This is a genomic window from Pedobacter sp. P26, from assembly GCF_050632135.1.
In the GTDB taxonomy this organism is placed as follows: Bacteria; Bacteroidota; Bacteroidia; order Sphingobacteriales; family Sphingobacteriaceae; genus Pedobacter.
The window spans coordinates 715,062-735,097 of sequence record NZ_CP192574.1; the positions used below are offsets into that span (position 1 = coordinate 715,062).

Below are 20,036 nucleotides of genomic sequence, written 5' to 3' on the forward strand. Positions count from 1 at the left end.
ACAGATCCACAAGCCACTGTGAAATCGCTGGTCACGCTTAACGCAAACCGCAAAACGCCAGTCTAATTCACCTTCGCTGTCTTCACCTTTTTAGAAAAAATCTTGGGGAAAAAACGCTTCAATAGTACTGCTTTTGTTTCCTTTCCACCGATATAAACTTCTTCTTTTTTATTACGGATGGCTTGTACAATCTGTTTGGCGCAATTGGCAGGTGTCATCGCATTTTCATGTGCTTCGCCCATGATGTTTAATGGCTTTCCGTCTGCAGTGAGTGCATTATAAGTTACATTGGTTTTAATAAATCCAGGACAGATAATGGTAATATCGATGTTTCTGTCATAAACTTCTGATCGGAGGGAGTCGAAATAACCATGTAGTGCATGTTTAGAAGCGGCATAAGTAGAACGGAACTTCGTGCCGAATTTTCCAACCAAACTGCTGATTAGGGCAATTTGCCCACCACCATTGGCGATCATCAAGGGTAAAACTGCTTTACTCAACACCACTGTTCCCCAAAAATTGGTGTCCATAATCTGTTGTTCCGTTTGCAGATTGGTTTCTAAGGCTAAACTCCGCTGGCTCACACCTCCACTATTGATCAGTAAGTCTATTTTTCCAAAAATACGGATGGCATCAGTGGCTTTATTTTCCAGTGTTTCGGTTTCGCTTAAATCGAATGGTAAAACATGTACATTAAAAGAATTTTGGCAGTTCCCTTTAACGCGGAACAATTCATCGCGGTTTCTTCCCGAAATAATCAGCTTGTCACCTCCTTTAAAATATTGATATACCAGGGCCTCGCCAATACCTGACGATGCGCCCGTAATCCATACAATTTTTGACATATATTTTAATTAATTATTGAATGATTGAGTTTTGAATGAATGAATGTTGTTTTGGTCGCTAAATCCGTCATTCTCTAATTCAATCCTTCTCAATTCACTCATTCATTCCCTACAATAAATAATTCCGAAGCAATATGATCGGCAAATAATTTTCCATTCTGGCTTAACCTGAGTTTGTCGCCATCAATGATCAGCCAATCTTTATCCTCAAAATTTTTAAGGTTGTATTTTGTTTCCTCTAAAAAATCTTTCCCAAAATCAGTATTTATTTTCTGTAAATCAGTTCCCCACATCGTTCTTAACGAGGTCATTACATATTCGTTAAATCTATCGTTCAAACTCAGTTCTTCAACCATTTCCGGGAGCTTATTATGCCCTAAAGTTTCCATGTACAAGGCATTATTCGCTGGGTTCATGAACCTGTTTTGGCGATTAAAACCATGTGCCGACGGACCGATGCCAATGTAATCTATACCCTTCCAATAATTGGTATTGTGCACGGCATAATGGCCTGGTTTAGCAAAATTTGAAATTTCATAGTGTTCAAATCCGGCATCAACCAGTTGCTCCATTAAAATGAGAAATTGGGCAGCACTTTGGTTATCGTTTACGGGTGTTTGTTTTTTGCTTTTTATGGCATGAGCTAAAGCTGTCCGAGGTTCTACCGTGAGTGCGTAAGCCGAAATATGAGGAACCTCAAGCTCAATTGCCTTTTGGATATTGTTCAGCCATTTTTGATCCGTTAATAAAGGATATCCGTAAATCAGATCAAGTGTTAAGTTTTCAAAACCGGCATCCTGACTTCTCCTGATGCAATCTTCAGCTTCTCTGGCCTGGTGTGCCCTGTTCATCCAGATCAGGTCTTCATCATAAAAAGATTGTATACCCACGCTAAAGCGGTTAACAGGCAATTGTTTCAGTTCTTTTAACTTCTGCGCGGTTAAATCATCGGGATTGGTTTCAATGGTGATTTCGGCATCTGCATCAACCGAAAAAGTATGGCTAATGGTATCGAAAATCTTTTGCAAAGCTGCCTGAGATAAAATAGAGGGGTGCCGCCACCCAGATAAATACTTCCGACTTGTCCGCTAATCCGGTCTTTTTTTATTTTGATTTCCTTGCAGATGGCCTCCACCATTTCTTCTGCATATTTTAATGAGGTGCTGAAATGGAAATCGCAATAGTGACAAGCCTTTTTACAGAAAGGAATATGGATATAGATACCGGACATTGATGCAAAGATAGTGAAGTTAAATTTTCTTTATTGTCATAAATATATGGTTGGCGATTGGAGCTATGAAATTAATAATTCTTAGTAAAGTAATAGCTTTACTTTATTGTTGTTTTTGTAAAGTAATAGCTTTACTTTTTAGATGCTTATTAGGTGTGTAGTCATTGTTCCTAAATAAGTTCTTCATCAATCCATTTATTTTCTTTAGGTAAACCATGATTATTCGACTACTTTTGCATCCTTAAGTTTTGATTTACAGCATGCCGAAATTTATTTTCTTTTTGTTTGCCTTTTTATGGTCTGCAGATTTTGTGGCAGCAAATCAATTGCCCTTTCAGGCAGATAGCGCGGTGGTAAATCAATACCGGTACCGGAGATACCGCCCCGATTCGGCAACGTTGGCCAGGCAGAAATTTTATACCGATTCTTTAATTCACCATACCTGGGTACTTCCTGATAGTTTAATTAATAAAAGTGCACTTTTAGATACTATTGAAAAGGAATATCTTTCTGCAAAGCTGGATTTATGGGCATGGCACAAGAAATACCAGCATTTAAAGAAAAAAGCTAATCCATACCAGTTGGGTACAAAAATCCCTAAGGGAAACGTAGGCTTGCTAGGATTTATTTTTGGTATGCTCATCATTTTTGCGATTCTAAAAAATGCTTTTTCGAAACAACTATCTGCAATCGTGCAATCATTTTTCAGTAACAGGATTTTGAATAATATTAACAAAGAAGATAACCTCTTTAGCTCATGGCCATTTTTGTTACTTTTTGTGCAGTTCGGTTTTGTTTTTGGGATGTTCTTTTTTCTGGTGGCCCAATGGAATGATATGTATCAGGCGAAAGATGGGTTTAAATTTTTCTTTAGTATATCAATTACTATAATTGTTTTTTATGCGTTAAAACTGGTTCTTTTACGCTTTTTGGGCTACCTCTTCAATGTGCAGAAACCGGTGGGCGAATACATCTCAATTTTATACCTCAGCTACTTCAATGCATCATTACTATTTATTCCTTTAGTGGTTGCTTTTGCGCTATCACCACTTAAATATGGCGAAGTTTATATCGTGTTGGCATTCTTGTTGTTAGGTGTCATTTTTACTTTTCAGCTTTTGCGGGCAGGCATAACGATACTTTCTAATAATAAGTTTTCTAAAATGCATTTATTTTTGTACTTTTGCGCCCTCGAAATATGTCCCGTCGTAATACTAATTAAAACGATAGGACTGTAGCAGGAAAAGGAAAATGCAAGAAAAAGAACGACTCTAGAATCCGCAAAGTAAAAAGTATTTTGGTTACTTTACCAAAACCTGAAACAGAAAAATCTCCTTACTACGATTTGGCCAAAAAACACAACTTAAAAAGTTGATTTCAGGTCTTTTATTCATGTTGAGGGTGTACCCGCAAGAGACTTTAGAAAGGATAAGATTAACCTTGCCGATTTTACGGCAGTAATTTTTACCAGCCGTAATGCCGCAGATCATTTTTTAGAATCTGTGAAGAAATGCGTTATGAGGTGCCAGCAGAATTAAAATATTTCTGTCTTTCTGAAACCATTGCATTGTATTTGCAGAAGTATATCCAATACAGAAAGCGTAAGATCTTTTTCGGTAAACAAACTGCAGCTGACTTAGCAGAGGTGTTAAAGAAACATGCAAACGAAAAGTTTTTATACCCTTGCTCTGATATGGCTACCGAAGACACAATGAAGTTTTTGGAAAAAAGCGGGTATAATTTTACACCTGCGGTTTTATTTAGGACCGTAGTAAGTGATCTATCTGATTTAGCTGAAGTATTCTACGATGTTATCGCGTTTTTTAGCCCATCAAGTATTCAGTCTTTGTTTAAAAATTTCCCCGATTTTAAACAGAATAACACCCGGATTGCTGCTTTTGGAACCAATACCAGTAAAGCTTGTACTGATATGGATTTGATAGTGGATATTGCTGCGCCAACCCCAGGCGTTCCATCAATGACGATGGCCATTGAAAATTACATTAAAATATCTAATAAATAATACGATAAATAATTTATTATCAGTCGATACAATAAATGCGTAACTTTACTGTTAATAAGAGAGTTACGCATATTGTTGAACGATACACAAGGTTGTTGGATAATTATTAATCTAACTTTAATTGCCTTTGGGTAATGATTTAATATAAAATATTTGCTTTTATAGATAATTTCAGTGATTTTTGATAAAATTGCTCCTAATCGTGCTGTGCACAATATAAAATATGAAGAAAATCTACCTTCTAGCTATTGTAGGTGTAACTGTAATGCTGGCAAGCTGTGGTCATGGCGGCCAAGGCGAGCTGGTTGGCGCTTATAACCGAAAATTTAAAAACGATAGAATCCCACTAGGAATGGTTTATGTACCACCAGGGCATACCCCACTGGGAGGTTCGGATGAAGATATCACTTTCTCTCAGAATGGGCCAAGTAAAATGGTTACCATTAGCGCATTCTTCATGGATCAGACCGAAATTTCCAATGCGGAATATCGGCAGTTTACCAACTGGGTACGAGATTCTATTGCGATTGTAATGATGGGCAACCCACAACAATTTATGGTTACTCCAAGAGGAAATGCCGCAGCTGCTCTTGGCGGAGAGAAATATATTGACTGGAAAAAAGTTGGTCCAAATGGTGCCAACATTTGGCGTAATAGAGGTAGGGGTGCAGCAGCAGCCCAAGTGAGTCAGCTAGATGGCATGTATTACTCAGGTTTGGATGCTCTTCCAGGCAAGAAAGAATTAGATGTTCGTAAATTCGAATATTCTTATGCAGAGTTGAATATGGAGAAAGCTGCTATCGGGCATAAAGATCCAAACAGCAAACGTCAGGATTATATCGATCGCTATACGGTTGCTATATATCCTGATACAATGGTTTGGAAAACAGATTATTCTTACTCACAAAATGATCCAATGGTGCGCGGTTATTACAACCACCCTTCCTATGATGATTATCCTGTAGTTGGCGTAAGCTGGGAGCAGGCAAAAGCTTTCTCTCACTGGAGAACCAAATTATACGATGGTGTTGCAACGGCAAGGAAACTTCCTGCAGGGTCAAGATCGGATTATAGGTTGCCGGCTGAAACAGAATTTGAATATGCTGCAAGAGGCGGTAATACCAAGACTAAATATCCTTGGGGAGGTCCTTACATTAGAAATACAAAAGGATGTTTACAGGCTAACTTTAAACCAGGCCGTGGTGATTATTCGAGCGATGGTGGTATTTATACAGTAGGTGTCAGATCATATTTTCCTAACGATTATGGCTTGTACAACATGGCAGGTAATGTTTCAGAATGGACTTTAACAGCATATAATAAAGGCGCTAGCCCGTTATTGCATGACTTAAACCCTAACTTTACTTATGATGCTGGTGCAAACGATAGTAAATACAAAAAACGTAAAGTGGTAAAAGGCGGTTCTTGGAAAGATACAGGTTATTTTCTTCAAAATGCTGTAGCGACATACGAATATCAGGATACACAAAGGTCATATATTGGTTTCAGATGCGTTTCATCTTATCCTGGCACCGATTTAAGACGTTAAACCGAACAAACTAAAAACTAAGAAAAACATCAAAATTTATGGCAGCAAAGAAACAACCAGGCTGGTTACACGTAGCGATTTCATGGGGAGCAAGTATTGTAATTATCGGAGCGTTATTTAAAATTCTACATATTGGTGGAATTATGGGTAACTACATGATTGGGCTTGGTCTAGGAGTGGAAGCATTTCTATTCTTCTTAACCGGATTTTTCCCACCAGAACCAGAACCAGCATGGGAAAGAGTTTATCCTGAACTAAAAGCAGATTTTAAAGGCGAATTACCAACAGCTTCATCCAGGCCTGTTGCAGCAGTTGCCTCGTCCAATACAGTAGCTTTAGATAAAATGTTATCTGATGCTAAAATTGGCCCGGAATTAATTGAGAGCCTGGGTGCTGGTTTGCGTACGTTTGGTGATAAGGTAGCAACAATTTCTAATGTTGCAGATGCATCTACTGCAACAAATGAATTTACAGGTAAGATTAAAACGGCATCAGCTGGTTTTGATAATTTGAGCGCATCTTTTGAGAAAGCTACGGCTAATTTAAAAGCAATGGGCGAAAGCAATGTAGATTCTCAGGCATACCACGAGCAGGTTAACAATTTGGCTAAGAACTTATCTGCTTTAAATGCTGTTTATGAACTGGAATTGCAAGATTCAAGCGCACATCTAAAATCGATGAATAAATTCTATTCAAACTTATCATTAACCATGCAGAACTTTAACGAATCGATGGAAGATTCGAAACAGTTTAAAGAAGAGGTGAATAAGCTGGCTAAAAACCTATCATCGCTTAATGCAATTTATGGCAATATGTTATCGGCTATGAACGGCCCACGTATATAATTTGTTTAGTTTTTAATTTTTAAAGAAAAGCTACATCAAATATGGCAGGCGGAAAAGAAACAACAAGGCAGCGGATGATCAATATCATGTATTTGGTATTGTTGGCTATGCTCGCCTTAAACGTATCAGATACCATTTTAGATGCATTCAAAAATATCAACGATAGTTTGGATACTTCTAAAAACAATGTAAATACAAGTATTAATCAGTTGTTTTCTGCCTTCGAAAATTCGAAGTTGAAAGAAGAGCCAGCACGTGCTCAGCCTATTTATGACAAGGCTAAACAAGCTCAGAAAGCAGCTGATGAACTAAATAATTATATTGAAAGTATTAAGAAAGAATTTACTCAGGCTGGTGACGGGATCGATCCTGAAACTGAAGATCTGGTAAATAGATCTAATCAGGATATTGCTCAGAATATCATGATTAACCAAAAGAAAGCTGATGAACTAAAGAAAAGAATTAATGCGACTAGAGAGAAATTAATCTCTTTATTAGATCCTGCAGATAGAGCAAATGTTTCTTTCTCTCTTGAAGCTAAAGATCCGGTAAGAAAAAGAAAGGGCAATTGGCAGGAAACTTATTTTGGTGAGGGAACCCCGTTAACCGCTGCGATGACTATTTTAACCAAACTGCAAACAGACACTAAAAATGCTGAAGCAGAAGTTGTGAAAAAATTGTTTGGAAATATGGATAAAGCGCAGGTTAATTTGGATCAGTTTGCAGCAGTTGCAGTAGCACCTACTTCTTACGTAATCCAGGGACAACCATATACCGCTGAAGTATTTCTAACCGCTAGCGATTCTAGATCAACTCCTGATATTACCGTTAATGGAAGTAAATTATCCGTTAAAGATGGTAAAGGAACTTACAGCGGTGGTACCGGTAGCGTTGGACAGTTTACCTGGGTTGGTACTATACGTGTTCGCCAAACCGATGGTCAGGTAAAGGAATATAAAACCCAACCACAAACTTATCAGGTAGCGAAACCATCTGCATCTGTTTCTTCAACGAAACTAAATGTAATTTATGCAGGTATTGCCAATCCATTTACAGTATCGGCGGCAGGTTTCCCACTAGAAAGTGTCCGTGCTTCCATTTCAGGAGGTTCAATGTCTGGCGGTAACGGAAACTACAATGTTAATGTTCCGGGAAGCATGGTTGGTCAGGAAGTATCCATTAATGTATCGGCAACTAACGCTGGTAAAACCGTTAGTTTAGGCTCACAAAAATTCAGGGTTAAAGCTATTCCGGCACCGGTTGCCAAAGTTGGTGGACGCGCAGGTGGCGATATCGCTTCTGTACAGTTAAAAAGCGAAACCGAGATTGAAGCAGATCTGGATGATTTTCCTTTCGATGTTAAGTTTAAAATACAACGTTATAAACTGACGATTATTAAACCACGTTCTGATGCCGTTACCATTGCTGGTAGTGGTGGAAATTTCGCCGGTGCGGTTAAAGGTGCCATGAACTCAGTTACACCTGGAACAAGGGTGTTTTTTGAAGATATTGTTTCTGTAGGACCAGATGGGCGTCAAAGAATTTTACCTTCATTAGCGTTTAGTGTAAAATAAAAAAGAAGATGAAAAGGATTTTAAGTATTGCTATTCTGGTTTTGCTAACTGCGTTTGCTTTTGCACAAAAAAAGCCAACCAAGTTAGCACCAAAGAAAGCTGCTCCGGTAGTTACTGCTCCTGCAGTAGATACGGTGAAAGCTCCTGTTAAAACAGCTAAAAAGAAACTAAAGGTACCACCTAAAGATGGTTTCTATGCCCGTAAGGACATTGATAGTACTGAAATGGTTCCTTTGGCTGATGTGAGAGAGGAAGATGTTTTTTATGCAAAACGGATATGGAGAGAAATTGATTTACGTGATACGGTTAACTCTGTCTTAAAATCGCCTAAATCAAGATTAATTGATGTTTTGATTGCGTCAATTAAAAAAGATGAACTAACAGCATACTCGCCAATTGATAGCGCCCTAAACGAAGATGATGCATTCCTTAATCCAATGTCTGCAGATTCTGCTGCCAAGTCAGCTTTAGGAACAGCAGAGGTTTCGAACAATAAAACCGGAACAGTTACCACAGTGGTGAATGATTTTAACCCGGAGTTATTCTTAAAATTCAGAATTAAAGAAGATTGGATTTTTGATACTAAACGTTCTATTTTTGAACCGCGTATTGTAGGTATTGCGCCATTAAAATACAATGAAGTTTCCAAACAATGGCAGCCTGTATTTTGGGTGTACTATCCGGAGGCAAGAGAGATTTTAACCAAGAAACGTTTGATTAATACCAATAACGACGCATCGTCACTTAGTTTCGATGATTTCTTTATTCGCCGCTTATTCAGCAGTTATATTGTTAAAGAATCAAATCCTGGTGATAACAAGATCAGAGATATTATTGCCAATCCTAGAGAAAGATTGTACGAATCAGAAAGGATTAAAAAATCTGTTCTGGATTACGAACAAGGACTTTGGGAATATTAATCTTATAAGAAAAGGCTTCGATGAAAATCGTAGCCTTTTTGTTTTATAATGGTTTCGATATAGTGGAGGATTTTAAATTTTAAGAAAACCTACTCATACAGATCTCTCCGTTTCGCTGCGCTTTAGTTGAGATGACGGATTTGTGTGGTGGAAATCGATCATAGAATTGCAGATATAAATCGTTATTTCGACCTTAGCTGGAAAAATCTTAATTCCTCTTAAAAGAGAATCAGAATTAAAAGTGTTATTCCTGATTAAAATATGCTTGCAGCGTAACCATCTGCTTTTTATTCAGTACCTCTGCCAGCTCTTTTTCTGTAGCTTCTTTAATCTTTTTAACCGATTTAAAATGTGTTAACAGTTTATCAGCTGTTGTTTTACCAATACCTTCAATTTGTTCGAGTTCGGTTTTAAGTGTACCCTGATCGCGTTTCTTGCGGTGAAAGGTAATTCCGAAGCGGTGGGCTTCATCACGCAGCTGCTGGATCACTTTTAAGGTTTCCGATTTTTTATCTAAATACAAAGGATAAGAATCACCTGGATAGAACAGTTCTTCCAAACGTTTGGCAATACCGATCACAGTTACCCTGTTTTCTATACCCAGTAATTTTAAACTCTTCATAGCAGATGAAAGCTGGCCTTTACCGCCATCAATAATGATGAGCTGTGGCAAAGTCTGGTTTTCATCCAACATTCGCCTGTAACGACGGAAAACAGCCTCTTCCATGGTCGCAAAATCGTTTGGACCTTCAACCGTTTTCACATTAAAATGGCGATAGTCTTTTTTAGATGGTTTGGCATCCTTAAATACTACAATTGCCGAAACCGGATACTTCCCCTGAAAGTTGGAGTTATCAAAACATTCAATATGTTTTGGAAGCTGCGTTAAACGCAGGTCTTTTTGCATGGTAGTTAAAATCCGGTCGGTACGTAAATCTGGATTTAACTTTTCGTATTGGTTAAGCTTTTCTTTTTAAAGAACAGTACATTCTTTTGTGAAAGCTCTAAAAGTTTTTTCTTTTCGCCCAGTTTTGGAACGGTGAATTTTAAACTTTCATCTTCCAATGAAGGTTCAAAAGGGACGATGATTTCTTTTGAGGTACTGTTGAATTTTGTTCTGAACTCCAGCATGGCTAAAGTTAAAATCTCATCATCACTCTCATCTAGTTGCTTCTTAACCTCAATGGTCTGTGTCTGGATAATGGTTCCGTTCATCACCTTTAGGTAGTTCACAAAGGCATAACGTTCATCTGAAGCAATACTCACCACATCCACATTCGTAATGGCACTGTTTACCACTGTAGATTTGCTCTGGTATTTTTCCAGTACTTCTAATCTCCTTGCATATTGATGCGCAAGTTCGAAATTGAGGTTTTCTGATGCTGATTTAATGATCCCTTTGACATCACGGATAACATTTCCGATTTTACCGTTCAGGATTTCTTTGATTTCGCCAATATTTTTATCATAATCGGCCTCGGTCTGATAATTTTGGCAAGGCCCTTTACAGTTACCGATCTGGTATTCGAGGCATACTTTAAATTTGCCTTCGTCTATATTTTTCTCCGTTAGGGGCAGGCTGCAGGTACGTAATGGATAGGTTTCTTTAATCAGATCCAAAATGGTATGCATCATGCCTATCGAGCCATAAGGGCCGAAATAGGTAGAGCCATCTTTAATCACTTTCCTTGTCCAGTAAATGCGGGGAAATTCTCATTTTTAACGATAATCCATGGATAAGTTTTATCGTCCTTTAAATTGATGTTAAATTTCGGCTGGTGTTTTTTAATCAGGCTGTTTTCCAATAGCCAGGCATCAATTTCCGTATCTACAATGGTAAAGGTGATTTTACGGATCTTAGATACCAGTACCCTTGTTTTGCCATTAAACTGGCTTTTATCGCTATTAAAATAAGAACCCACACGGTTACGCAGGTCTTTCGCCTTTCCAATATACATAAGCTTTCCATCAGCATCCCAATATTGGTAAACACCAGGTTTATGCGGAATTGTGGTTAATGCTGTTTTATGGTCGAAACTGCTCATTATTTACAAAAATAGGATTCGAGAGTAATAGTTTTGATTAAAATGAACTGATTGCTATATTTATAATTTGGGCGTGCCCCTAAGCTGCGCAAAGGGTCAGGCTATCCGTTACAATCTTTTGTTGCCTTTTGGCTGCGCTCAAGGCGACAACAAAAGGATTTCCACTGCTATCCTTCACGCAACCGCCAACACATTAAAAACCTAACTTCTCATCCAATTCTGTTGCGCCTTCTTCCTGTTGCTGGTACTGATTGCAATCAAAAGTAATCGAAACACCCGATTTTGGCGCTTCAAAATCAGCATGACTGATCTTCAATGCTGGATTAGCGTAAACTCTTTTGATAAATCCTGCAAAAATTGGTAAAGCCGTATTGGCACCCTCACCCTGGCTGGTGCTGATGAAGTGGAAAGCCCTGTCCTCGCAACCTGTCCAGATACCGGTTACCAATTGTGGAGTAATTGCCATAAACCAGCCATCGGAGTTATTTTGGGTAGTACCTGTTTTTGCTCCGATCGGTGCATTTACTTTGTATTTATAATTCAATCTCGATCCTGTTCCGTTGGTAACCACACCTTTCAACATCCTGGTCATTACATAAGCAACTTCTTCACTCATTACAGGTTTTGGTATTTCCTTTTGAGAAAATAGTACCACCCCGTTTTTATCTTCAATTCTCAATAAATAAATCGGCTTGGTGTAAGTTCCTTTGTTGGCAAAAGCTCCGTAAGCACCCACCATATTATAAACAGAAGAATCGAAAGTACCTAAACAAATAGATGGGAATGCCGGAACATTAGGAATACCCATTTTTGTGGCCAATGTAGATACGGCAACAGGACCAACCTGTTTCATTAAATAAGCCGTAACAAAGTTCTGCGAGTAGGCCAGTGCTTTTTGTAAAGTAATACTTCCTGGTAATGGTTTGCCTGAGTTTCTTGGTGTCCATGGCTCTCCATAACCATCAATCGTTACCGGAACATTAGGTACGGTATAACAAGGAGAATAACCATTTTCAATGGCTACGGCATAGGTAAATGGTTTTGCTGTTGAGCCTACCTGACGGGTTCCCATTTTAACCTGATCGTATTTAAAATGTTCGTAATTGATTCCGCCAACCCATGCTTTAACGTGTCCATTGGTAGGGTCCATCGTCATCATGGCATTCCGCAAAAGCATTTTGTAATAACGTACCGAATCGATCGGTTTCATTACGGTATCAATATTACCTTTCCAGGTGAAAATGGTCATTTCAGTTTTGGTATTGAAATCATCTTTAATTTCATCATCCGATTTACCTTCCAGTTTTAACGATTTATAACGGTCAGATCGCTTAATTCCCTGTTCAATCTGTAAAGTTTTATCTTTAAAAGGGTTTCTGCCTTTCCAACTGGCAATAAATTGTGCCTGCAGCACTTTCATGTATTCCTTTTGTGCTTCCTCGGCGTATACCTGCATATCATAATTTAATGTGGTATATATCTTCAATCCATCACGGTCTAAGTCGTAAGGCGTTCCATCGGGCTTGGTAATCGATTGTTCCTGGAAAATGGTTCTGATATCGTTTTTCAATACCGAACGAAAATATGGCGCAATACCATCATTAACGGTTGCGGCATTGAAATGCAGGTTTAACGGTTTTTCTTTTTGTTCATCAAATTCCGCCTGGGTTAAGAGCTCAGCTTTAACCATCAAAGCCATTACGGTATTTCTACGGTCTCTGGAACGCTCAGGATGGCGGGTAGGCGAATACATGGTAATCCCTTTTTGCATGCCCACTAAGGTTGCCGCCTGTGTTAAAGTTAACTTATCGGGAGTGGTATTGAAATAAACCCTGGCTGCCGATTTAATACCATAAGCCTGATTACCAAAATCGACCGTATTTAAGTACATGGTAATAATTTCTTCCTTGGTATAGTTGCGTTCTAATTTAACGGCAACAATCCACTCTTTAAATTTTGTTAGTACCAGCGAGAAAAAATTAAGGTTCGATTCGCGTGGAAAAAGATTTTTAGCCAATTGCTGTGTAATGGTACTGGCGCCCTGCTTTTTGCCAATTAAATTATAACCGATAATAGAGAAGGTGCGTTTAAAATCGATGCCGGAGTGTTCTTTAAAACGGGTATCTTCTGTCGCAATTAATCCGTTGATTACATTTTCGGAAATATCTTTATAAGTAACATTCGATCTGTTTTGAACAAAATAAGTACCTAGTGGACGGCCATCTTCGGCAATAATTTCGGATGCCTGGTTACTTTTTGGGTGTTCTATGTCTCTAAAAGAGGGCAAGGCACCAAACAGACCTAATCCGATCATTGAAATGAAAATGGCGAATAGGGCAATTCCCCCAATCAGTATTTTCCAGATGATTAAACTGTATCTTTTTGTTTCTTGTGCAGAAAGGGATTTGTTCATTTTGTGTTGTTATTTTCCAAAAACACCGGGATAGGTGATTTCGGATGCAAATTTATTAATTTTTTATAGAATCAACTTTTAAGCTTTGAACTTTGGCCATTCTACCATTTAAGATATAAGGGCATCAAAGCTTTTAACTTCAGTCTTTCTGCTTCGGTTTTTAGCCTTTTAGTCTCTCCGCTTTGCTCTACTATTTATAATTGTCTTTTAAAAACTCCAGATATTCGTTGATCCGTGTCCTGTCTGTCAGTTTTCCAAAGTTTTCTTTACTGATGATAAAGCCTTTATACAGGTTAGCCGGAACTTTCATAATGTTCTTTAACTGGCCTGTAATGCTCGATTCGTAAAGTTTGGCATCTTCAAGGTCGATAAAACTCGTGATGTAAATCAACTGATCGTTATCCAGTTCTACCAATTTATGTTCCAAATCGTTGTCAGGATAATTTCCGCGGTTAAACTGACCGATTCCGAAACGCGATGAACTTAAGGTTAAAGTGGCGTCGGCCACGTCGATTACATAATAATATTCTTCTGATTTTGCAGCACTGAAAATACTGGTAGGTTTGCTTGGATCTGTCGGTTTAACTTCAGCAGGTTTGGCTATTGGGGTAGGTTCTGCAGCCTTTGCTACAGGATTTTCAACCACCAGCGGTTTTGTCGCAACGGCAGCCGGAGTAGCCTGGGCCACAAAACGAGGTTCACTTGCATCAAAATCAATCAGCGCAACTGGTCGTTGTTTAAATTCATCAAGGTTGGCCTCAATATATTTTAAATGATTGCGTACCAAAGGTGTAATAATTTTATCATTAGGATAGCGATTGGTAATCAGGTTAAATTCGCTAAGCAGCGGATCAATCTTTGCTGTACGGCCAACTGCTATTGCCTTTAAATAAGCATACTGCGGTGCCAGATCGTTATTTGGGAAAGCTGAAATATTATCATCAGCCTGCTTTACTACATTGGCATAATCTTTTCTTGCATAAGCATCAAAAGCTGCATTGTAATTGTTGATGGCAATGTTTTCCATCTGTGTTTGCTTTGCAGAATAGGTTGGGTCTAAAATATTTTTCGCAAAATTAGATTCAGGGAATTTGGTGAGCACCAATTGTTTGTACAGATCAGATTTTGCTTCATCTAAACCTTTATAATTGAGGTAAAGACTGTAATAAATGGCTACGAGGTGATTGTTTTCAGGATATCTTTTGATCAGTTCCAGGTATATTTTATTGGCCTCTGATATATCATTCAATTCCTGTTGGTAAAAACTGGCGATTTCAAAATAAGCATCAATAATTTTTTGGTCGGATATTGCCAATAGCGGCTGTGTAGTAGGTAAAGCATCCAAAAACTGCTTTTCTAATGAAGTTTGGTCGGAGGCAGTCGCATTGGTTTGCCCGTTTGCAGGTATAATTTCTGTAGCTACTTTTCCTCCTGCTAAAACCTGGTTGGTTTCCTGTGCGGATGAGCGTACACTCTGGCGCCAGTTATCTTCCAGCGGTCTGGTGCCCCAGCGTTTTTTAAAGTCACCAAAGCCATTGCTTATCGCTGCATTATTATTAAAATAAAAGGTGTTTCCTGCATTATTGTTGGGTGTATTTAAACTGATGTTCGGAAAATCCGGATCATTTAAAAATTGATTGTTGATTACGCCTCCTGTATTGCTCACTACAACCTTTGGCGTTAAATATGCTTTAACTTTAGCCTCATGTTCAGCAGCCGGAAGTTTGGCAATGGCCTGGGCAGTATCTTCTTTTGCAATTATGGTGTACCTGTCGGTTAGATATTGCAGGTTATCTGCCTTTTTAACAATGTTGTCGTAATCAGGAAAGTTTTTGGGTAAAATCATCACGGTACTATCGTAGTACAGTTTTGCTTTAATATAGTTGTTAAACTCTTTAAAGTTTAAGTCGGCAATTCTTAAGTAAGATAGTGCCTTTTGAGTTTGGTTCCTGGTACTTTTTGCAACTGATTTGTGGTAATTCTCTTCAGCTTTTACAAAGTTGCCTTCTGCAGAAAAAGCTCTCCAACCTGATAATAAATCTGATCGGTATAATCAAAATTCTTATCATCTTTTAACAAAGCCAGCAGCTGCTCTTCCTTGTTCAATTTTACGCCGCTTAACAGGGCACGTAGTTTAATGCGGTTTAAATTTGCATGAAAATACATCTCGAAGGGTGCATTGCTTTTTTCAACTTTAGTGAAATTAGCATAGGCATCCTGGATGTTTTTCTCTTTTTCCTGCAATTGCGCCAATATAAAACGCCAACGGATACGAAGCTGTTTTTCGGCCGGAAGTGCAATGGCGGATTCTAAAAATAAGATGGCTTCTTTATTGCGTTTCTGATAAATGCGCATCTGCGCGGCAGTAGCCAAAGGTTCTGCCAGGTCCTTTTTTAATTCATCAGAAGCACGCAACATGGTATCGATAATTTTATCGGCGAGCACCATATTGTTCAATTGCATTTGGCTACGCGCTTTCCAGTTCATTGCCATAATGAATGTTTTTAAATCGCTGTTATAGGTTTTGGCCGTATAATCGAAGTATTCAGAAGCGATAAAATAATTGCCTTTCAGGTAATTTGCCTTACCCAAAAGCATATAGGCATCATCAATATAGTTGCTAAAACTTTTATCATTGATAATGGTTTGTCCTTTTGCGATCACATCGTCCAATTGTTTATTGGCAACACCAGGCGTTAAAACCAGATTTATTTGTGGCTCAGGATCTAGGTAAACAGGAAGGATTTTTTCGTAATTATCTGCATAACTTTGTAACAGACTCTCATTGTACTCGCTTAGTAAAACATTGGAGTTATAGATATAGTTGTATTTTGCTGTTAAGTTCTGAAACCTACGATCTACCGCTGTATCTTTATTTGCGACACAGCCATAAATAAAGACACTGATGAGGATGAAAAAAGGATTTAAGTTTTTGTTAGCGTAATTTTTCAAGTATGATAAATCTCTTAGGTGGATATACAATAAACAATATATGTAGAAAAATATTTTATTTGGCAACAAATGTTTAATTATTCAAAGTTAATTTAATTATTGCATTAAAAAATGGAAAATCCGAAAGAAGAAAATACAAAGAAAAAGGTAAACGTAGCTGCTAAATATTCTGCTATCGGCTTCCAGATGATCGCCACCATAGGCCTGCTTACTTTTATTGGTTATAAAATTGATGAACACAGAAACAGCAAAACCAATCTCATTACAGCGGCTTTTGCTTTGGCAGGGGTGGGGATTGCATTATATCAGGCTATCAGGCAGGTTACGAGAAATTAGTTTTCGGGGGGCAGTTTTCAATTATCAGTTTCTGGTTAATCAACCAGGCAATTTAACAATCCAGCAATCAAACAATCTTTTAAAGTTAACAGGTTAACCATCTTCACAATATTTTTCTTGCTTATACTTACTTGATACTAAAAACCTTATCTTTGCAAAAGTTTTTATCTGCTAAGAAATTATACATTGACTCTAGCCAAATTTACCAGTATCTATTTCATCTTCGTAGGCTTATTAATAGGCGTTGTTGCTGTTTTACCTTTATTATTTCCCGATGCACCACTTTTTGTAAACAACTTTTGGGTGATGTTTGGCTTTTTGGCCGGTATCACTTACATCGCTTACATGCTTGTTGATATTGGTGTAAAACGCGATCCTGAAGTGGGTATTATGGCTATTATGGGATCAATCGCGGTGAAGATGATTTTTTGTATGGCTTTTGTGCTGATTTACAGTATAAAAGCAAAGGGAATCGGGCTTGTATTTCTGCTTAATTTTTTTCTTTATATTTATTGTTTACGGCCTTTGAAATTTACTGTTTGTTACGTAACTTGCGCCACCAAAATTTAAAGTAAAAAACTGCCAATAAATGGATTGTAACCGAGTTTTTGTGTCTAAAGTTAAAAGGCTAACTATTGTTTTTACGCTTTTAATCGCGTTTTTATCTGTCAAAATTGATACTTTCGCTCAAGTTGATAGCGCTGTTGTACCTGTTGATAGTGTTGTTGCCGAATCTGCTCACGCAGCTTCCGGAGAACAAGGAGAAGCGGCCGAGCATGGCAAAGAAAAATTCGAGCCAACCAAAGTAATTATGGAACACATTGCTGATTCGCACATGTGGCATCTTTGGGGTCATACTTCATTGCCTCTTCCTGTAATTTTATATACGGCTAATGGTTTGGAAGTTTTTTCTTCTGGTAACTTTCATCATGGAGAGCATGATTATAATGGTAAATACAACAACTACCGTTTAGAAGAAGATCATGTTAAAGTGGTTGGTGCTGATGGAAAAATCGATGAAGAAGCAAGTAAGTCAATTTTAGATTTCTCGATCACTAAAAACGTTGCTGCGATGTTCGTAGCGATTTTGGTAATCTTAATCGTATTCATTTCGGTAGCCGGGGCTTATAAAAAACGCGTTGGTAAAGCACCAAAAGGTTTGCAATCTTTTATCGAACCTGTTATCGTTTTTGTGAGAGATGATATTGCTAAACCAAATATCGGGCATAAGTATGCTAAATTTATGCCTTATTTGTTGACTACGTTTTTCTTTATCTTATTTAATAACTTATTTGGTTTAATTCCAATTTTTCCAGGTGGTGCTAACGTTACCGGTAATATTGCCTTAACTTTTGTAATGGCTTTAGGTACTTTGATTATTGTTAACATTAATGGTAACAAATACTATTGGAAACACATTTTTAGACCAGATGTTCCTTTTTGGTTATATCCGATTATGATTCCTGTGGAATTAATCGGTATCATATCAAAACCGTTCGCTTTAATGGTGCGTTTGTTTGCAAACATTACAGCAGGTCACATTATCGTATTAAGTTTAATTTCCTTAATCTTTATTTTCGAAACATTGGCTATTGCTCCGGTTTCAGTTGCATTTGTATTGTTTATGGATGTGTTAGAATTATTGGTAGCATTTTTACAGGCCTTTATTTTTACACTATTAACTGCCTTGTTTATTGGTATGGCAGTAGAAGAACATCATTAATAGAAAACTATTTTTTACAAATTAATATAAATTAAATTAGTTATGGTAGGTTCAATCGCGGCAATTGGTGCCGGTTTAGCAGTAATCGGTGCAGGTATCGGTATCGGTCAAGTAGGTGGTAAAGCAATGGAAGGTATTGCTCGTCAACCAGAAGCTGCATCAAAAATTCAGACTGCAATGATTATCGCTGCTGCCCTTATTGAGGGTGCTGCTTTATTCGGTGTGGTAGTTGCATTATTAGGCTTAAACGGTTAATAATCACTGAAGAAATTAGGCTGGGTATTTAACGATTGGTTATTTACCCGGCCCTATTAAAAAGATTGTTTTTTAAAAATTAGATAAAAATGGAATTAGTAACCCCAAGCATAGGATTGGTTTTTGGACATCGTTAGCATTCATCTGCTTATTGATCTTACTTAGAAAATTTGCATGGAAACCTATTTTAGGTGCAATTCACGAACGTGAGCAAAGTATTGATGAGGCCCTTAACAAAGCGGAATTAGCTAAGCAGGAAATGGCACGTTTAACCAGCCAGAATCAGGATTTGATGCAGCAGGCGCGTGCTGAACGTGATGAGATTTTAAAGGAAGCTAAAACCTTGAAAGATGGTATCCTGAACGAAGCTAAAAAACAAGCTCAGGTTGAAGGTGCTAAATTGATTGAGAAAGCTAAAATCGAGATCGAAAACCAAAAGAAAGCAGCTTTAGCTGAAGTTAAAGATCAGGTTTCTTCTTTATCATTAGAAATTGCTGAACGTGTATTGCGTACTCAGTTAGATGATAAAACCAAACAGGAAGCTTTAGTAGCTAACTTGTTAAAAGACGTTGAATTAAACTAGTTTTGAGAAAATAGATTTGAGACATTAGATATTAGATTGGAGATTCGTTCTCACATCTTCCATCTCACATCTCACATCTCACACCTAAAAATATGTCAGAAATTAAAGTTGCAGGCAGATATGCCAAATCATTAATAGACCTAGCCGTTGAAAACAATGCGTTAGAATCAGCTTATAGTGATATGGTTTTGTTTGAAAAAGTGGTTGATGAAACTCCTGAACTAGAAGCAATATTAAAAAACCCGATTGTACCTTTAGATAAGAAAACTGGTATTTTAAACGGAATTTTTGCAGATAAGGTAAGCAAATTAACCATCTCGTTTTTCAAGATTGTGGTAAGCAAAGGTCGCTCTGCGATTTTATTTGCAACAGCAAAACAGTTTATACAACAATATAATTTAATTAAGGGGATTGTTACTGCTGATGTAACTACTGCAGCTACTTTAAGCCCTGAGGCTAAAGAGCAGATTATAGCGATTGTAAAAAAGAATTAGGCGCCAACCAGGTTATTGTTAACGAAAAAATTAACGAGAAGCTAATTGGTGGTTTTATATTAAAAGTTGGCGATAAGCAATTTGATGCCAGTATCGCCAGCAGTTTAAGTAAACTTAAAAAGAATTTGCGCAGTAAGCGCGAGGCGATAAGCGTATAGCGTAAAACGCCATGCGCCAAACGCCAAACAAAAAAATATTGCGATAAGCGTATGGCACGGAAAACGCCAAGCGCTAAGCACTAAACATTT

General features: G+C 37.8%; 15 protein-coding genes and 4 pseudogenes. 12 read left to right on the forward strand and 7 right to left on the reverse strand.

Annotated features, from left to right (window positions below; all coding sequences use genetic code 11):
- Nucleotides 1-62: 62 nt before the first annotated feature.
- From ACQ86H_RS03485 to ACQ86H_RS03495, 3 genes are all read right to left on the reverse strand, one after another.
- Nucleotides 63-845: an SDR family oxidoreductase gene (locus ACQ86H_RS03485; protein ID WP_431293868.1), complete on the reverse strand. Its 783-nt coding sequence runs from the start codon at nt 843-845 to the stop codon at nt 63-65.
- A 98-nt stretch (nt 846-943) separates the two neighbouring features.
- The gene (gene hemW, locus ACQ86H_RS03490) at nt 944-1,873 is read right to left on the reverse strand and encodes a radical SAM family heme chaperone HemW (protein WP_431293869.1); all 930 of its coding nucleotides are present in this window, start codon (nt 1,871-1,873) and stop codon (nt 944-946) included.
- A complete protein-coding gene (locus tag ACQ86H_RS03495) occupies nt 1,786-2,076 on the reverse strand; it encodes a radical SAM protein (RefSeq protein WP_431293870.1) in 291 nt (96 codons plus the stop codon). Before ACQ86H_RS03495 ends, hemW begins: the two co-directional genes overlap by 88 nt.
- A gap of 260 nt (nt 2,077-2,336) precedes the next feature.
- Between ACQ86H_RS03495 and ACQ86H_RS03500 the strand changes: the two genes are divergently transcribed.
- From ACQ86H_RS03500 to gldN, 6 genes and pseudogenes are all read left to right on the forward strand, one after another.
- Nucleotides 2,337-3,314, forward strand: coding sequence for a DUF4271 domain-containing protein (locus tag ACQ86H_RS03500; RefSeq protein ID WP_138818690.1), 978 nt, complete (start codon nt 2,337-2,339; stop codon nt 3,312-3,314).
- 38 nt (nt 3,315-3,352) lie between these two features.
- Nucleotides 3,353-4,099 (forward strand): annotated as a pseudogene (locus tag ACQ86H_RS03505) (uroporphyrinogen-III synthase).
- Nucleotides 4,100-4,322: 223 nt separating this feature from the next.
- Nucleotides 4,323-5,648: an SUMF1/EgtB/PvdO family nonheme iron enzyme gene (locus tag ACQ86H_RS03510; protein ID WP_138818689.1), complete on the forward strand. Its 1,326-nt coding sequence runs from the start codon at nt 4,323-4,325 to the stop codon at nt 5,646-5,648.
- A gap of 38 nt (nt 5,649-5,686) precedes the next feature.
- Nucleotides 5,687-6,493: a gliding motility protein GldL gene (gene gldL / locus ACQ86H_RS03515; protein WP_138818688.1), complete on the forward strand. Its 807-nt coding sequence runs from the start codon at nt 5,687-5,689 to the stop codon at nt 6,491-6,493.
- 41 nt (nt 6,494-6,534) lie between these two features.
- Complete coding sequence (gene gldM, locus ACQ86H_RS03520; RefSeq protein ID WP_431293871.1) at nt 6,535-8,067, forward strand: gliding motility protein GldM; 1,533 nt, start codon at nt 6,535-6,537, stop codon at nt 8,065-8,067.
- A gap of 8 nt (nt 8,068-8,075) precedes the next feature.
- Complete coding sequence (gene gldN / locus ACQ86H_RS03525) at nt 8,076-8,987, forward strand: gliding motility protein GldN (RefSeq protein ID WP_138818686.1); 912 nt, start codon at nt 8,076-8,078, stop codon at nt 8,985-8,987.
- Nucleotides 8,988-9,231: 244 nt separating this feature from the next.
- On the opposite strand, the pseudogene uvrC reads toward gldN, so the two are convergent.
- From uvrC to ACQ86H_RS03545, 4 genes and pseudogenes are all read right to left on the reverse strand, one after another.
- Nucleotides 9,232-11,032 (reverse strand): annotated as a pseudogene (gene uvrC, locus ACQ86H_RS03530) (excinuclease ABC subunit UvrC).
- A gap of 193 nt (nt 11,033-11,225) precedes the next feature.
- Nucleotides 11,226-13,445 (reverse strand): transglycosylase domain-containing protein, encoded by a 2,220-nt coding sequence (locus tag ACQ86H_RS03535; RefSeq protein ID WP_138818684.1) that lies wholly within the window; start codon nt 13,443-13,445, stop codon nt 11,226-11,228.
- Nucleotides 13,446-13,635: 190 nt separating this feature from the next.
- The gene (locus ACQ86H_RS03540; protein WP_431293872.1) at nt 13,636-15,291 is read right to left on the reverse strand and encodes a hypothetical protein; all 1,656 of its coding nucleotides are present in this window, start codon (nt 15,289-15,291) and stop codon (nt 13,636-13,638) included.
- 146 nt (nt 15,292-15,437) lie between these two features.
- The gene (locus ACQ86H_RS03545) at nt 15,438-16,397 is read right to left on the reverse strand and encodes a hypothetical protein (protein WP_431293873.1); all 960 of its coding nucleotides are present in this window, start codon (nt 16,395-16,397) and stop codon (nt 15,438-15,440) included.
- A gap of 111 nt (nt 16,398-16,508) precedes the next feature.
- Between ACQ86H_RS03545 and ACQ86H_RS03550 the strand changes: the two genes are divergently transcribed.
- The 6 genes and pseudogenes from ACQ86H_RS03550 to atpH all read left to right on the forward strand — a co-directional run bounded on the left by ACQ86H_RS03550 (nt 16,509) and on the right by atpH (nt 19,946).
- Nucleotides 16,509-16,733: an AtpZ/AtpI family protein gene (locus tag ACQ86H_RS03550; protein WP_138818682.1), complete on the forward strand. Its 225-nt coding sequence runs from the start codon at nt 16,509-16,511 to the stop codon at nt 16,731-16,733.
- 186 nt (nt 16,734-16,919) lie between these two features.
- Nucleotides 16,920-17,303 (forward strand): hypothetical protein, encoded by a 384-nt coding sequence (locus ACQ86H_RS03555; RefSeq protein ID WP_431293874.1) that lies wholly within the window; start codon nt 16,920-16,922, stop codon nt 17,301-17,303.
- A 19-nt stretch (nt 17,304-17,322) separates the two neighbouring features.
- Complete coding sequence (gene atpB / locus ACQ86H_RS03560; protein WP_138818681.1) at nt 17,323-18,456, forward strand: F0F1 ATP synthase subunit A; 1,134 nt, start codon at nt 17,323-17,325, stop codon at nt 18,454-18,456.
- A 42-nt stretch (nt 18,457-18,498) separates the two neighbouring features.
- A complete protein-coding gene (gene atpE, locus ACQ86H_RS03565) occupies nt 18,499-18,711 on the forward strand; it encodes an ATP synthase F0 subunit C (RefSeq protein ID WP_025144011.1) in 213 nt (70 codons plus the stop codon).
- 89 nt (nt 18,712-18,800) lie between these two features.
- A pseudogene (atpF, locus tag ACQ86H_RS03570) lies at nt 18,801-19,294 on the forward strand (F0F1 ATP synthase subunit B).
- Between the two features lie 92 nt (nt 19,295-19,386).
- A pseudogene (gene atpH / locus ACQ86H_RS03575) lies at nt 19,387-19,946 on the forward strand (ATP synthase F1 subunit delta).
- Nucleotides 19,947-20,036: the final 90 nt, after the last annotated feature.

What these genes read in the sequence shown, in the direction of transcription:
- ACQ86H_RS03485 (WP_431293868.1), bottom strand. Translation starts at nt 845, where the DNA reads ATGTCAAAAATTGTATGGATTACGGGCGCATCGTCAGGTATTGGCGAG.
- ACQ86H_RS03495 (WP_431293870.1), bottom strand. Translation starts at nt 2,076, where the DNA reads ATGTCCGGTATCTATATCCATATTCCTTTCTGTAAAAAGGCTTGTCAC.
- ACQ86H_RS03500 (WP_138818690.1), top strand. Translation starts at nt 2,337, where the DNA reads ATGCCGAAATTTATTTTCTTTTTGTTTGCCTTTTTATGGTCTGCAGAT.
- ACQ86H_RS03510 (WP_138818689.1), top strand. Translation starts at nt 4,323, where the DNA reads ATGAAGAAAATCTACCTTCTAGCTATTGTAGGTGTAACTGTAATGCTG.
- gldL (WP_138818688.1), top strand. Translation starts at nt 5,687, where the DNA reads ATGGCAGCAAAGAAACAACCAGGCTGGTTACACGTAGCGATTTCATGG.
- gldM (WP_431293871.1), top strand. Translation starts at nt 6,535, where the DNA reads ATGGCAGGCGGAAAAGAAACAACAAGGCAGCGGATGATCAATATCATG.
- gldN (WP_138818686.1), top strand. Translation starts at nt 8,076, where the DNA reads ATGAAAAGGATTTTAAGTATTGCTATTCTGGTTTTGCTAACTGCGTTT.
- ACQ86H_RS03535 (WP_138818684.1), bottom strand. Translation starts at nt 13,445, where the DNA reads ATGAACAAATCCCTTTCTGCACAAGAAACAAAAAGATACAGTTTAATC.
- ACQ86H_RS03540 (WP_431293872.1), bottom strand. Translation starts at nt 15,291, where the DNA reads ATGATTTTACCCAAAAACTTTCCTGATTACGACAACATTGTTAAAAAG.
- ACQ86H_RS03550 (WP_138818682.1), top strand. Translation starts at nt 16,509, where the DNA reads ATGGAAAATCCGAAAGAAGAAAATACAAAGAAAAAGGTAAACGTAGCT.
- atpB (WP_138818681.1), top strand. Translation starts at nt 17,323, where the DNA reads ATGGATTGTAACCGAGTTTTTGTGTCTAAAGTTAAAAGGCTAACTATT.
- atpE (WP_025144011.1), top strand. Translation starts at nt 18,499, where the DNA reads ATGGTAGGTTCAATCGCGGCAATTGGTGCCGGTTTAGCAGTAATCGGT.